Here is a 14,443-nt window from a genome sequence, read left to right on the forward strand (position 1 = left end):
CGCTCGGTGCAGGTGGGTGGTATCCCGACGGCCGGTAGGCTTGGGTCTCGTGTCAGAACCTCTCGAGATCAGCGAATCGGCCGTCGCCGACGCGGTGGACGCGGCCCTCGCCGCCGTCCGTGCCACGACGACGGTCGCCGAACTGAAGCAGGCCAGGGCCGAGCACACCGGTGAGCAGTCACCGTTGGCGCGGATGAACGCATCGATGCGCAGTGTGCCGCCGGAGCAGAAGGCCGCGGCGGGCAAGCTCGTCGGGCAGGCCCGTGGGCGGGTGAACGCGGCGATCGCCGAGCAGGAATCCGTCCTCGCGGTGGCCGAGGAACACGCACGGCTCGAAGCCGAGCGCGTCGACGTCACCGCGTTGCCGGTCCACCGCGCCACCGGCTCCCGCCACCCGCTCTCGCTGCTGAACGAAGCCGTCGCCGACATCTTCGTCGGCATGGGGTGGGAAGTGGCAGAAGGCCCCGAGCTCGAGCACGAGTGGTTCAACTTCGACGCCCTGAACTTCGACCAGGACCACCCGGCCCGGGCCATGGCGGACACGATCTTCGTCGAGCCCGTCGACCGGCACCTGGTCATGCGCACCCACACTTCGCCGGTGCAGGTGCGGTCGCTGCTGTCGCGTGACCTCCCGCTGTACGTGATCGCACCGGGTCGCGTCTACCGTGCCGACGAGCTCGACGCCACGCACCTGCCGGTCTTCACCCAGGTCGAGGGCATCGCGATCGACAAGGGCCTGACGATGGCGCACCTGCGCGGCACGCTCGAGCACTTCGCCCGGCAGATGTTCGGCGCCGAGGCGCAGATCCGGCTCCGCCCGAACTACTTCCCGTTCACCGAGCCCAGCGCCGAGATGGACGTCTGGCAGCCGAACGCCAAGGGTGGCGCGCGGTGGGTCGAGTGGGGTGGCTGCGGCATGGTGAACCCCAACGTCCTGCGTGCCGCCGGCATCGATCCAGACGAGTACCAGGGCTTCGCGTTCGGCATGGGCATCGAGCGGACACTGCAGTTCCGCAACGGCCTGAACGACATGCGTGACTTCCTCGAGGGCGACATCCGCTTCTCGCAGCAGTTCGGAACGGTGGTCTGATGCGCGTCCCACTCCGTTGGCTCGGTGAGTCCGTCGACCTCCCCGAGGACGTCACCCTCGAGCACGTCCACGCGGCGCTCGTGTCGGTCGGCTTCGAGGAAGAGGACGTCCACACCTTCGACCTGACCGGCCCCATCGTGGTCGGTCGGGTCCTCGAGCGAGTCCCCGAGCCGCAGAAGAACGGCAAGACCATCAACTGGTGCCAGGTGGACGTCGGCGAAGCCGAGCCCCGCGGCATCGTCTGCGGCGCGCACAACTTCGACGTCGGCGACCTCGTCGTCGTCACGCTGCCCGGGGCGGTCCTGCCAGGGCCGTTCCCGATCGCCGCCCGCAAGACCTACGGGCACGTGTCCGACGGCATGATCGCCTCGGCCCGCGAGCTCGGGCTGGGCGACGAGCACGACGGCATCCTGCGCTTCGCCGACCTCGGCATGGACCCCACCGTCGGTGCCGACGCCATCGCGCTCCTCGGCCTCGACGACGCCGCGGTCGAGATCAACGTCACGCCCGATCGCGGCTACGTGCTCAGCATGCGCGGGGTCGCCCGTGAGTACGCGCACGCCACCGGAGCCATCTTCCACGACCCCGTCGACCGCGTCGCGCCGCGTGCGGCCGAGGGCTTCCGGGTCACGATCGACGACCAGGCCCCCATCCGGGGTCGGGCCGGAGCGTCGACGTTTGTCACGCGCGTCGTGCGCGGGACCGACCCGGCCGCCAAGACACCGTCCTGGATGGTGTCGCGCCTGTCGCTGGCCGGGGTGCGCTCGATCTCCCTGCCCGTCGACATCACGAACTACGTCATGTTCGAGCTCGGCCAGCCGCTCCACGGCTACGACCTGCAGACCATCGCGGGCGGCCTCGGCGTGCGTCGGGCGACCGCTGGCGAGACGCTCGAGACCCTCGACGGCACGGTCCGGAAGCTCGACCCCGAAGACCTCGTCATCACCGACGACGACGGTCCCGTCGGCCTCGCCGGCGTCATGGGCGGAGCCCGCACCGAGATCTCGGCGAGCACCACCGACGTCCTGATCGAGGCCGCCGGGTTCGACCAGGTCTCGATCGCCCGCACCGCTCGTCGCCACAAGCTCCCCAGCGAGGCATCCCGTCGCTTCGAGCGCGGGGTCGACCCGCAGGTGGCCGAGGCCGCGGCGAACCGTGCCGTCGAGCTCCTCGTCGAGCTCGCCGGCGGTACCGCTGACGCCCTCGGGTCGACGCTCGTCGACACCGAGCCGCGGGCGACCGTGACGATGCGGCTCTCGCGTCCGGCCGAGCTCGTCGGCGTCGAGTACACCGACGCCGAGGTCATCGACACGCTCCGTGCGATCGGCGCCACGGTCGAGACCGACGGTGAGCAGCTCGCGGTCACCCCGCCCACCTGGCGTCCCGACCTGACCGACGACACCACCCTCGTCGAAGAGGTCGCGCGCATCGTCGGCTACGACCGGATCCCGAGCGTGCTGCCGGTCGCGCCGCCCGGCCGGGGCCTGACCCGGCACCAGCAGGCTCGTCGTCGGGTCGCCTCGGCGCTGGCCGCGGCGGGCCTGACCGAGGTCGTCACGGCACCGTTCGTGTCGGCCGCCATGCAGGACGCCTACCCGGGGATCGACCCGCAGGGCGGACCGAGCGTCGTGCTCGCGAACGCCCTGGACAGCGAGCAGAACCTCCTGCGCCGCAGCGGCGTCCCGGCCCTGGTCGACGCCGCCCGTCGCAACGTGTCGCGCGGGCTCGTGGACGTCGCGCTCTACGAGACGTCCCGGGTGTTCCTGCCGGTGACGGGCGTGACGCTGGGCACCGACGAGGTCCCGGCGGGCGCTGCCCGGCCCGACCGCGCGACGCTCGAGGCGCTGGACGCCTCGCTGCCCGCCCAGCCCTTCCACGTCGCCGCACTGCTCACCGGCCACCGGGTCGTCAAGCAGCCCGGCACCACGGCAGAACCGTTCGGGATCGCCGACGCGATCGACGCTGCCCGCCAGGTCGCCTGGGCCGTCGGTGTGGAACTCACCGTCGCGCAGACGACCCACCCGTCCCTGCACCCGGGCCGTGCCGCGTCGCTGCTCGTCGACGGCACGGTCGTGGGCGTCGCCGGTGAGCTCCTGCCCGAACTGGCCGAGGCCGCCGTCCTGCCCCGGGTGGTGGCGGTCGTCGAGCTCGACCTCGACGCGCTGGTCGCCGCGGCCCCGGAACTCGTCGCGGTCGCGCCGATCGTCTCCTACCCGGCGGCCACGCAGGACCTCTCGCTCGTCGTCGATGCCGGCGTGCCGGCCGGTGACGTGCTGGATGCGGTGCGCTCTGGCGCCGGAGACCTGTTGGAGTATGCTCGGCTCGTGGATGACTACCGGGGCTCCGGCGTGGACGAGGGACAGAAGTCCCTGACGTTCGCCCTGCGCTTCCGTGCCACGGACCGCACGCTGACCGCTGCCGAGGCCACCGAGGCCCGTGACGGCGCTGTCCGACGTGCCGGCGAGCGATTCGGGGCGACCCTGCGCGACTGACCCACACGGGATCAGCACCGCCCGGGGTCGCCGCCTCCGACTCTCTCGACGACCAGTCCGACCAAAGGTGGAATCCCATGTCCGTATCCGTCGCCGTGGCGGGAGCCTCCGGCTACGCGGGTGGTGAGCTCCTGCGCGTGCTCTCCGCCCACCCCGAGTTCGAGGTCAGGACGGTGACGGCGTTCTCGAACGCCGGACAGCCCCTGATCGCGACGCAGCCGCACCTCCGTTCCCTGGCGCACCTGACGCTGGCGGAGACGACGGCCGAGACGCTGCGCGGACACGACGTGGTGTTCCTGGCGCTGCCGCACGGCCAGTCGGGTGCGATCACCGCGGAACTCGGCGACGACGCGCTCGTCATCGACTGCGGCGCGGACCACCGGCTGACGGACCCGGCGGCGTGGGAGCGGTTCTACGGCGGTGACTACTTCGGCGCGTGGACGTACGGTCTGCCCGAGCTCCTGCTCGCGGCGCCCACCCCGGGTTCGGCCGATGAATGGCGCGAGGTCGACGACATCGCATCGCAGGGCAAGCAGCGTTCCGCCCTGGTCGGCACGAAGCGCATCGCGGTCCCCGGCTGCAACGTCACCGCGGTGACGCTCGGCATCCAGCCGGGCATCCAGGCCGGCCTCGTCGAGTCCGACGACCTCGTCGCGGTGCTCAGCGTCGGCCCGAGCGGTGCCGGCAAGAAGCTGGCCACCACCTACCTGGCCTCCGAGATCATGGGGTCCGCCAGCGCGTACGCCGTCGGCGGCTCGCACCGGCACGTCCCCGAGATCCAGCAGAACCTGCAGGTCGCGGGGGCCGCCGACGTGACGATCTCGTTCACGCCGGTCCTGGTCCCGATGTCGCGGGGCATCCTGGCGACCACCACCGCGAAGCTCTCGCCCGGCGTCAGCGCACGCGACGTCCGACTCGCCTGGGAGCAGGCGTACGCCGACGAGCCCTTCGTCCACCTGCTGCCCGAGGGCGAGTTCCCCCGGGTCGCGGACACGATCGGTGCGAACACCGCGCTCGTCGGCATCGCCGTCGACGAGGCCGCCGGCCGCGTCGTCGCGGTGACCGCGCTCGACAACCTCGCCAAGGGCACGGCCGGCGCCGCCGTCCAGTCGGCGAACATCGCCCTCGGTCTCCCCGAGACCACGGGCCTCAGCGTGGACGGAGTCGCACCGTGACCGACGCAGGCACGATTACCCAGACCGAGCCGGGCCTCCAGGGCGTCACCGCGGCAGCGGGCTTCCGCGCCGCCGGTGTCACCGCAGGCCTCAAGACCAGCGGCAAGCCGGACGTGGCCCTCGTCGTCAACGACGGCCCCGACGCGGCCGTGGCCGCCGTCTTCACCAGCAACCGAGCCCAGGCGCACCCCGTCATCTGGTCCCGCCAGGTCGTCGGGGACGGCGTCGCCCGTGCCGTCGTCCTGAACTCCGGCGGCGCGAACTGCTTCACCGGCCCGTTCGGCTTCCAGACCACGCACCTGACGGCCGAAGCCGTGGGCGACGCCCTCGGGATCGGAGCCGGCGACGTCGTCGTCTGCTCCACCGGGCTCATCGGTGTGGGCGACCAGACCTTCCGCGACAACGTGCTCCGTGGCGTCGACCTGGCGAGCACTGCACTCAGCAGCGACGGCGGCCCGGACGCGGCGACCGCGATCATGACGACGGACACGAAGGCCAAGCAGTCCGTCGTGACCGAGGACGGCTGGACCGTCGGCGGCATGGCCAAGGGCGCCGGGATGCTCGCCCCGGGTCTCGCGACGATGCTCGTCGTCATCACGACGGACGCCGTGCAGACGCCGGACCAGCTCGACCAGGCGCTCCGCGCCGCCACCCGCATCACGTTCGACCGGGTCGACTCCGACGGTTGCATGTCCACGAACGACACGGTCGTGCTGCTGTCGTCGGGTGCGAGTGGCGTGACGCCCGAGGTCGGTGACTTCCAGGAAGCCCTGACCGCGGTCTGCGCCGATCTGGCCCGCCAGCTGCAGCAGGACGCCGAGGGTGCGAGCCACGACATCGCGATCGAGGTCGTGCACGCCGCGACGGAGGACGACGCCGTGACCGTCGGCCGGAGCGTCGCCCGGAACAACCTGTTCAAGGCGGCCGTCTTCGGCAACGACCCGAACTGGGGCCGGGTGCTCGCAGCGATCGGCACCACCGACGCCGAGTTCGACCCGTACGCGGTGGACGTCAGCATGAACGGCGTCCGGGTCTGCCACGCGGGCGCACCCGACGAGCCGAGCGACTCCGTCGACCTGACCCCGCGTGACACCCACGTGCGCATCGACCTCGGTGTCGGCACGCACTCGGCCACGATCCTGACCAACGACCTCACGCACGACTACGTGCACGAGAACAGCGCGTACTCCAGCTGATGGCGGCGGACACGAACGGGGCCGGTACGCCCCTCACGAAGGAAGAAGAACACGAGTTCGCCGCGGTCAAGGCCGCGACGCTCATCGAGTCGCTGCCCTGGCTGAAGCGCTTCTCGGGCAAGGTCGTCGTGGTCAAGTTCGGCGGCAACGCCATGGTGAACGAGGACCTGAAGCGCGCCTTCGCCGAGGACATGGTCTACCTGCGCTACGCCGGCCTGCACCCCGTCGTCGTGCACGGCGGGGGGCCGCAGATCTCCGCCGCCCTCAAGGAACAGGGCATCGAGTCCCAGTTCCGCGGCGGCTACCGCGTCACGACGACCGAGGCGATCACCGTCGTCCGCGACGTCCTGGCCGGCGAGGTCAACCGCGAGATCGTCGACTTGGTGAACGAACACGGCGAGGGCCTGGCCGTCGGCGTGTTCGGCGACGGCGGCTCGTTGTTCACCGGCGAGAAGAAGGGCGTCGTCGTCGACGGGCAGGAGTACGACCTCGGCCACGTCGGGGACATCACCCACGTCGACCCGTCCGGTGTGCTCGCCGCGATCGAGGCCGGCCGGATCCCGGTCGTCTCGAGCATCGCGATCGACGACGCGCACCCCGACCAGGCACTCAACGTGAACGCGGACGCTGCGGCGGGTGCCCTGGCGATCGCGCTGCGGGCCTCGAAGCTCATGATGCTCACCGACGTTCCCGGCCTGTACCGCAACTGGCCCGACCGTGACTCGATCGTCGACCTCATCGCCGTCGACGAGCTCCGCGAGCTCCTGCCGAGCCTCGAGTCGGGGATGATCCCGAAGATGACCGCGTGCCTCGACGCCGTGGTCGGCGGGGTCGGCGGTGCGACGATCATCGACGGCCGGATCCCGCACTCGATCCTGCTCGAGGTCTTCACCCTGCGGGGTGCGGGCACCGAGGTGATCCCGGACCCGAGCCGACGAACCGAGAACCAGATGACCCACGCCGAGATCGGCCGTCGCGTCGCGTCGCCGTCGATCGACAGCAGTACCGGCCAGCACGTGGCGGGTACGAACGAGAAGGGACACCAGCAGTGAGCACCGAGACGCAGACCGAGACCTGGAACGACCGGTTCGGGGCGTCGCTCATGCGATCCCTGACCCCGCCGAAGATCATGCTCGAGCGCGGCCAGGGCTGCCGCGTCTGGGACGTCGAGGGCAACGAGTACCTCGACTTCCTCGCCGGCATCGCGGTGAACTCGCTCGGCCACGCGCACCCCGCCCTGGTGGAGGCGATCGCCGACCAGGCCGCGAAGCTCGTGCACGTGTCGAACTACTTCGCCACCCCGCCGCAGCTCGAACTCGCCGAGCGCCTCAAGCGCATCACCGGCGCGGGTGACGCGGGCCGCGTGTACTTCGGCAACTCCGGCGCCGAGGCGAACGAGGCCGCGTTCAAGCTCGCTCGCCTCAACAAGGGTGCGGACGGCACCAAGACCCGGATCCTCGCGCTCAAGCAGGGCTTCCACGGCCGCACGATGGGCGCGCTCGCGCTCACCGGCAAGCCCGCGCTGCAGCAGGACTTCCTGCCGATGATCCCGGGTGTCGAGCACATCGACACCTCGATCGAGGCGCTCGAAGCGTCGATCGACGACTCCGTCGCAGCCCTGATCCTCGAACCCATCAAGGGCGAGGCCGGCGTGGTCGACCTGCCAGAGGGCTTCCTGCTGGCGGCACGCCGACTGACCGCGGAGCACGGCGCACTGCTGATCCTCGACGAGATCCAGACGGGTGTCGGCCGGACCGGCAACTGGTTCGCGTTCCAGGGCCACGGCGTGACGCCGGACGCGATCACCGTCGCGAAGGGCATCGCCGGTGGCTTCCCCATCGGCGCCCTCGTCACGTTCGGCTGGGCGTCCGACCTGTTCTCGGCCGGCCAACACGGGTCGACCTTCGGCGGCAACCCGCTCGGCACCCGCGTCGCGAACGCGGTGCTCGAGGAGATCGAGCGTGCGGAACTCGTCGCCGGCGCAGTGGTCAAGGGCGAGCGGATCCGTGACGGCATCCGCGCCATCGGTTCCCCGCTGGTGGAAGAGGTCCGTGGCACCGGCCTGCTCATCGGCGTCGGTCTGACCGGTCCGATCGGCCCGGCCGTCAACGCAGCCGCCCTCGAGCGCGGCCTCATCATCAACGCCCCCAACGAGTCGAGCCTGCGCATCGCGCCGCCGCTCATCGTGTCCGACGCCGAGATCGACGAGTTCCTGTCGATCCTCGCCCAGAGCCTCGCGGCCGTCGCCGCAGCGCAGGAGCCCACCGCATGACCCGCCACTTCCTCCGCGACGACGACCTGAGCCAGGCCGAGCAGTCCGCGATCCTCGACATCGCCGACCGCATGAAGGCCGACCGCTGGGCGGAGAAGCCGCTGGCCGGTCCGCAGAGCGTCGCAGTGATCTTCGACAAGTCGTCGACCCGTACCCGGGTGTCCTTCCACGTCGGCATCTCCGACCTCGGCGGCAGCCCGCTGATCATCTCGACGGCGAACAGCCAGCTCGGCGGCAAGGAGACCCCGTCGGACACGGCCCGCGTGCTCGAGCGCATGGTGTCGGCGATCGTGTGGCGCACCTACGGTCAGGCCGGGCTCGAGGAGATGGCCGCCGGCACGACGGTCCCCGTCGTCAACGCGCTGTCCGACGACTTCCACCCCTGCCAGCTCCTCGCCGACCTGCTCACCATCCGTGAGCACCGCGGCGCCCTCGCCGGGCAGACCGTGGCGTTCATCGGCGACGGTGCGAGCAACATGGCGCAGTCGTACCTGCTCGCCGGGGCGACAGCGGGCATGCACGTCCGCGTCGCCGCCCCCGCCGAGTTCTCCCCGTCGGCGCAGGTCGTCACCGACGCCGAGGAACGCGCCGCCGTGACGGGCGGCTCCGTCCTCGTGGTGACCGACCCGGTTGCCGCGGTCGCGGGTGCCGACGTGGTCGTGACCGACACCTGGGTGTCGATGGGCAAGGAGTCCGAGAAGCAGTCGCGCCTCGACACCTTCGCGGGGTACCGCGTCGACGACGCGCTCATGGCGCACGCCGCCGACGACGCCGTCTTCATGCACTGCCTGCCGGCCGACCGGGGGTTCGAAGTGACCGCCGACGTCATCGACGGCCCGCGCAGCATCATCTGGGACGAGGCGGAGAACCGTCTGCACGCCCAGAAGGCGCTGCTGGCCTGGCTGCTCGCCAACGACTAGCCGACGGATCGGACACCAGTGGCTGACCGCGTCGTCCTCGCGTACTCCGGCGGTCTCGACACCTCCGTCGGGATCGGTTGGCTGCGCGACGCCACCGGCAAGGACGTCGTCGCACTCGTGGTGGACGTCGGCCAGGGCGGCGAGGACCTCGAGGCGGTCCGGCAGCGTGCGCTCGACTGCGGCGCCGTCGAGTCGCTCGTCGTCGACGCCAAGGACGAGTTCGCCGACGAGTACATCGTGCCGGCGCTCCGGGCCAACGCGCTCTACCAGAAGCGGTACCCGCTCGTCTCGGCACTGAGCCGCCCACTCATCGCGAAGCACCTCGCGCTGACGGCGAAGCAACTCGGTGCCGACAGCGTCGCGCACGGCTCCACCGGCAAGGGCAACGACCAGGTCCGCTTCGAGGCAGCCGTCGCGGCGATCGCACCGGACCTGCGGACCGTCGCACCGGTGCGGGACCTCGCCCTGACCCGCGACCGCGCCATCGTCTACGCGCAGGAGCACCGGCTGCCGATCCAGCACTCGGAACGGGAGCCGTGGTCGGTCGACCAGAACGTGTGGGGCCGAGCGGTCGAGACCGGGCTCCTCGAGGACCCGTGGACCGCCCCCGCCGCCGACCTCTACGCGACCACGCAGGACCCGGCGCTCCCGCAGCAGCCCGACGAGGTCACGATCACCTTCGACCGCGGTGTCCCGGTCGCCCTCGACGGGCAGCGGTTCAGCGTGCTGCGCATGGTGCAGGAGCTCAACGCGGTCGCCGGCAAGCACGGCGTCGGGCGGATCGACGTCGTCGAGGACCGGGTGGTCGGCATCAAATCGCGCGAGGTCTACGAGGCACCGGCCGCGATCGCGCTCATCGCCGCGCACGAGGAGCTCGAGAGCCTCACCCTCGAGCGCGACGTCGCCCGGTTCAAACGCGGCGTCGAGTCCGAGTGGGCCGACCTGGTCTACGACGGCCTGTGGTTCGGCGGACTCAAGCGCAGCCTCGACGCGTTCGTCGAGCACACCCAGCAGCACGTCTCCGGCGACGTCCGGTTGCGGCTGCAGGGCGGGCGTGCCACCGTGACGGGCCGTCGGTCGGAGCAGAGCCTCTACGACTTCGACCTGGCGACGTCCGACACCGGCGACGCGTTCGACCAGTCCGTGTCCAGGGGGTTCATCGAGCTCTGGTCACTGCCCAGCAAGATCTCCGCCCGCCGCGACGCGGCGAACTGACCGACAGCAACCCCGCACCGACCAACAGCCCCCGGCCCGACCCAGCACCGACGAAACGACGCAGGACGACATGACCGACGAGAAGACCGACGCCACCAACACCGGTGCCCTCTGGGGCGGCCGCTTCGCCGACGGCCCGAGTGCGGCACTCGCCGCGCTCTCGAAGTCGACGCACTTCGACTGGCAGCTCGCGCCCTACGACATCGCGGGGTCCCGTGCCCACGCCCGGGCGCTGCACACCGCGGGCTACCTGACCGCCGACGAGCTCGATCGGATGCTCGCCGGCCTCGACCGGCTCGAAGCGGCGCACGCCGACGGCACACTGCAGCCCGACGACTCCGACGAGGACGTCCACGGCGCCCTCGAACGCCTGCTCATCGCCGACCTCGGTCCTGAGCTCGGCGGCAAGCTCCGCGCGGGTCGCAGCCGCAACGACCAGATCGCCACCCTCGGCCGCATGCACATGCTCGACCACGGGCGGCGCATCGGCCGACTCGTGATCGACCTCGTCGACGCGATCACCCAGCAGGCGACCGAGCACCCGGGCGCGATCATGCCGGGGCGCACGCACCTGCAGCACGCGCAGCCGGTGCTCCTGGCCCACCACCTGCTCGCGCACGCCTGGCCGCTCGTCCGCGACCTCGAGCGTTTCCGCGACTGGGCCGGCCGCGCGAGCGTCAGCCCGTACGGTGCCGGTGCGCTGGCAGGGAGTTCGCTCGGCCTCGACCCCGCCGCGATCGCCGCGGAGCTCGGCTTCGACCGTCCGGCGGACAACTCGATCGACGCCACGGCCGCCCGGGACGTCGTCGCCGAGTTCGCGTTCGTCCTCGCGCAGATCGGCATCGACGTCTCGCGCCTGTCGGAAGAGGTCATCCTCTGGAACACGAAGGAGTTCGGCTTCGTCCGGCTCCACGACGCCTTCTCGACCGGCTCGAGCATCATGCCGCAGAAGAAGAACCCGGACATCGCCGAGCTCGCCCGGGGCAAGTCGGGGCGCCTGATCGGCAACCTGACCGGGCTCCTCGCGACCCTCAAGGGACTGCCGCTCGCGTACAACCGCGACCTGCAGGAGGACAAGGAGCCGGTCTTCGACTCCGTGGCCACGCTCGAGGTCCTGCTGCCCGCGTTCACCGGCATGATCGCGACCCTGACCTTCGACACCGACCGGATGGCCGAGCTCGCGCCGCAGGGCTTCTCGCTCGCGACGGACGTCGCCGAGTGGCTGGTCCGGCAGGGCGTCCCGTTCCGCGACGCGCACGAGGTCTCCGGCGCGCTCGTCCGGTACTGCGAGGAGCGCGGCATCGAGCTCGACGAGCCGACCGACGACGAGTACCGGTCCGTGTCCGAGCACCTCACGCCCGACGTCCGTGCCGTCCTGACCATCGAGGGCAGCGTCGCATCGCGCTCCGGCGTCGGGGGCACTGCACCCGACCGGGTCGCCGAGCAGCTCGCGTCCGTCACCCGTCGCGTCCGCGACCTGGCCGAGGGCGCGCCCTTCTCGCGATGACCGAGGGGATCGCCGCGCTGCTCGCCGAGCCCGCCCCGATCGCCGCGCCGGCCCTGCTCGGTGCGACGATCGCTGGGCGCGGCGTGGCGCTCCGCATCACCGAGGTCGAGGCCTACTCCGGCCCCACCGATCCCGGATCACACGGTCACCGGGGGATGACGGAGCGCAACCGCCACCTCTTCGGGCCGCCCGGCACGCTGTACGCCTACCGCTCGTACGGCATCCACACCTGCGTCAACGTCGTGAGCGGGCCTGCCGGCACCTCGTCGGGCTCCCTGCTGCGCGGTGCGCAGGTCGTCGAAGGTCTCGACGTCGCGCGAGCGCGTCGCGGGTCGAAGGTCGCGGACGTCGCCCTGGCACGCGGGCCCGGCAACCTCGGTGGTGCGCTCGGAGCGGTCCTCGGACAGGATGACGGCACGTCGCTCCTCGACGGGTCCGGCCCGTTCGTGCTCACCCTGGCACCCGGCCTGGAGGCCCGGCTCGCCTCCGCCGGACCGGCCCACGTGATCGACGAGCTCCTGTCCGAGACCCTGGCCGGTCCGCCCGCGGGCGCTGCGGTCCCACGGATCTCCCGCGGGCCGCGCACCGGCGTCGGCGGCATCGCCGGCGGGTTGGGGTACCCCTGGCGCTTCTGGCTGACGGGTGACCCCACGGTCTCGACGTACCGGCGGCACAAGGGTGCCCTCGACTCGTGAACCCGGCCACGGGCCTCCCGGCCGCCGCGCCTGCCGGACGTCCGTCGCCGCTACGATGGCGGGGTGTCCAGTGATACCGCTCAAGACGTCCTGACGCGCCAGCAGAACGACCCCGCCTTCGACTCGGTGTGGGACGAACTGCAGTGGCGCGGTCTGGTGCAGGTCTCGACCGACGAGACCGCGCTGCAAGAGGCCCTCGACGGTGAGCCGATCACGTACTACTGCGGGTTCGACCCGACCGCGCCGTCACTGCACTGCGGCAACCTCCTGCAGCTCCTGACCATGCGGCGGCTGCAGCTCGCGGGGCACAAGCCGCTCGCGTTGGTGGGTGGTTCGACCGGTCTCATCGGCGATCCGCGTCCCACGGCCGAGCGCACGCTGAACACGCCGGAGACCGTGGCGGAGTGGGTGTCCCGGCTGCAGACCCAGGTGTCCCGGTTCCTCAGTCCGGACGGCGACAACGGCGTCCGGCTGGTGAACAACCTCGACTGGACCGCCCCGTTGTCCGCGATCGACTTCCTGCGCGACGTCGGCAAGTACTTCCGCGTCAACTCGATGCTCAAGAAGGACGCGGTGGCCGCGCGCCTGAACTCCGATGCGGGGATCAGCTACACCGAGTTCAGCTACCAGATCCTCCAGGGGCTCGACTACCGCGAACTCTTCCGGCAGTACGGGTGCACGCTGCAGACCGGTGGCTCGGACCAGTGGGGCAACCTGACCTCGGGCACGGAGCTCGTCCGTCGTGCCGAAGGTGCCACGGTGCACGCCCTCGGGACCCCGCTCATCACGAACTCCGACGGTACGAAGTTCGGCAAGAGCGAGGGCAACGCGATCTGGCTCGACGCCGAGATGACCTCGCCCTACGCCATGTACCAGTTCTGGCTCAACACGACGGACGCCGACGTGATCGCCCGGCTGCGGCAGTTCACGTTCCTGAAGCGTGCCGAGATCGAACGACTCGAGCAGGCCGTCGCTGACGAGCCCTTCCGACGAGAGGCCCAGCGGACCCTGGCCTTCGAAGTCACCTCGATCGTGCACGGAGTGGCGGCGACCCAGGCGGCGATCGATGCCGCGGCCGCGCTGTTCGGCAACGGTGACCTCGGTGCGCTCGACCCGGAGACCCTGCGGTCGGCGATCGCCGCGCTGCCGGGGTCGGTCACGCTCGACTCCGGAGCGGACGTCGCACGGGCACTCGTGGAGACCGGACTCGTGAAGTCCCTCGGCGAGGCCCGCCGCGCGATCGACCAGGGCGGCGTCTCCGTGAACAACGTCCGAGCCGAGGACGCCGCCGCACCGCTGTCCGACCTCGCCCTGCCCGGGGGAGTGCTCGTCCTCCGTCGTGGCAAGAAGACCCTCGCCGGAGTGACGCTCGCCTGATCCCGGTTGCTCGACCCCCTGCGATGCCCGGTTCCCCTGTGGAACCGGGCATCGCTGCGTCCGGGCGACGTGTGTTGCACAACGCGACACGCCCGGGATGGGGGCTGGCTTGGCGCACTCGCTCAGGGCTGCGTATAGTTCTTACTCGTCACCCCAAAGGTGCGGCGGAGCGGTTGGAGCGAAAGCCCAGAGCACGTCGGCCCTCAAGCGGGACCATCCTCCACTGAAGTTCAGGTCGGGCCTTGCGCCGAATCGCTTCGACGCCTAGGATGACAAGCCCACCGGTTCTCTCCCCTCGGGATGAGCCACTGGACCTCCGGGTCCGACGAACAACCGGTGGCAAGCCAAGAACACAAGCCTTGTGGCTGAAGCTCGAACTCGAGCCGAGGAGCAAGTGCGTCTGGTCCTTGAGAACTCAACAGCGTGCACATTGTCAATGCCAATTTATTGATTGACCTCGTGCCTGGTCGGCTTGCTGACTGGGTCATGAAGCAATTCCTTTTG

General features: G+C 71.0%; 11 protein-coding genes. All 11 read left to right on the top strand.

The window, feature by feature from the left end; genetic code table 11:
* The first annotated feature begins 49 nt into the window (after positions 1 to 49).
* The 11 genes from pheS (at position 50) to tyrS (ending at position 13,939) form a co-directional block, all read left to right on the top strand.
* A complete protein-coding gene (gene pheS, locus DEI98_RS07105; RefSeq protein ID WP_071405145.1) occupies positions 50 to 1,090 on the top strand; it encodes a phenylalanine--tRNA ligase subunit alpha in 1,041 nt (346 codons plus the stop codon).
* Positions 1,090 to 3,582, top strand: a complete 2,493-nt coding sequence (gene pheT / locus DEI98_RS07110) for a phenylalanine--tRNA ligase subunit beta (RefSeq protein WP_111100329.1) — start codon at positions 1,090 to 1,092, stop codon at positions 3,580 to 3,582. Before pheS ends, pheT begins: the two co-directional genes overlap by 1 nt.
* Before the next feature lie 77 nt (positions 3,583 to 3,659).
* On the top strand, positions 3,660 to 4,757 hold the full coding sequence (locus DEI98_RS07115) for an N-acetyl-gamma-glutamyl-phosphate reductase (protein WP_111100330.1): 1,098 nt from the start codon (positions 3,660 to 3,662) through the stop codon (positions 4,755 to 4,757).
* Positions 4,754 to 5,953 (top strand): bifunctional glutamate N-acetyltransferase/amino-acid acetyltransferase ArgJ, encoded by a 1,200-nt coding sequence (gene argJ / locus DEI98_RS07120; protein WP_181437972.1) that lies wholly within the window; start codon positions 4,754 to 4,756, stop codon positions 5,951 to 5,953. The genes DEI98_RS07115 and argJ overlap by 4 nt, the downstream gene beginning before the upstream one ends.
* Positions 5,953 to 7,005 carry an acetylglutamate kinase gene (argB, locus tag DEI98_RS07125; RefSeq protein ID WP_111100331.1) on the top strand — a complete coding sequence of 351 codons (1,053 nt, stop codon included), beginning with the start codon at positions 5,953 to 5,955 and terminating at the stop codon, positions 7,003 to 7,005. The genes argJ and argB overlap by 1 nt, the downstream gene beginning before the upstream one ends.
* The gene (locus DEI98_RS07130) at positions 7,002 to 8,225 is read left to right on the top strand and encodes an acetylornithine transaminase (protein ID WP_111100332.1); all 1,224 of its coding nucleotides are present in this window, start codon (positions 7,002 to 7,004) and stop codon (positions 8,223 to 8,225) included. The genes argB and DEI98_RS07130 overlap by 4 nt, the downstream gene beginning before the upstream one ends.
* Positions 8,222 to 9,145: an ornithine carbamoyltransferase gene (gene argF / locus DEI98_RS07135; RefSeq protein WP_071405139.1), complete on the top strand. Its 924-nt coding sequence runs from the start codon at positions 8,222 to 8,224 to the stop codon at positions 9,143 to 9,145. Before DEI98_RS07130 ends, argF begins: the two co-directional genes overlap by 4 nt.
* 18 nt (positions 9,146 to 9,163) lie before the next feature.
* Positions 9,164 to 10,360 carry an argininosuccinate synthase gene (locus tag DEI98_RS07140; RefSeq protein WP_111100333.1) on the top strand — a complete coding sequence of 399 codons (1,197 nt, stop codon included), beginning with the start codon at positions 9,164 to 9,166 and terminating at the stop codon, positions 10,358 to 10,360.
* Positions 10,361 to 10,430: 70 nt separating this feature from the next.
* A complete protein-coding gene (gene argH / locus DEI98_RS07145; RefSeq protein WP_111100334.1) occupies positions 10,431 to 11,867 on the top strand; it encodes an argininosuccinate lyase in 1,437 nt (478 codons plus the stop codon).
* Positions 11,864 to 12,562, top strand: coding sequence for a DNA-3-methyladenine glycosylase (locus DEI98_RS07150; RefSeq protein ID WP_111092756.1), 699 nt, complete (start codon positions 11,864 to 11,866; stop codon positions 12,560 to 12,562). Before argH ends, DEI98_RS07150 begins: the two co-directional genes overlap by 4 nt.
* Positions 12,563 to 12,625: 63 nt before the next feature.
* Positions 12,626 to 13,939, top strand: a complete 1,314-nt coding sequence (gene tyrS, locus DEI98_RS07155; RefSeq protein WP_111047955.1) for a tyrosine--tRNA ligase — start codon at positions 12,626 to 12,628, stop codon at positions 13,937 to 13,939.
* Positions 13,940 to 14,443 lie beyond the last annotated feature (504 nt).

This window comes from Curtobacterium sp. MCLR17_034 (assembly GCF_003234485.1).
GTDB lineage: Bacteria > Actinomycetota > Actinomycetes > Actinomycetales > Microbacteriaceae > Curtobacterium > Curtobacterium flaccumfaciens.

Coding starts and splice junctions, on each gene's coding strand:
- DEI98_RS07150 (WP_111092756.1), top strand. CDS start 11,864: ATGACCGAGGGGATCGCCGCGCTGCTCGCCGAGCCCGCCCCGATCGCC.
- pheT (WP_111100329.1), top strand. CDS start 1,090: ATGCGCGTCCCACTCCGTTGGCTCGGTGAGTCCGTCGACCTCCCCGAG.
- argB (WP_111100331.1), top strand. CDS start 5,953: ATGGCGGCGGACACGAACGGGGCCGGTACGCCCCTCACGAAGGAAGAA.
- argH (WP_111100334.1), top strand. CDS start 10,431: ATGACCGACGAGAAGACCGACGCCACCAACACCGGTGCCCTCTGGGGC.
- argF (WP_071405139.1), top strand. CDS start 8,222: ATGACCCGCCACTTCCTCCGCGACGACGACCTGAGCCAGGCCGAGCAG.
- DEI98_RS07115 (WP_111100330.1), top strand. CDS start 3,660: ATGTCCGTATCCGTCGCCGTGGCGGGAGCCTCCGGCTACGCGGGTGGT.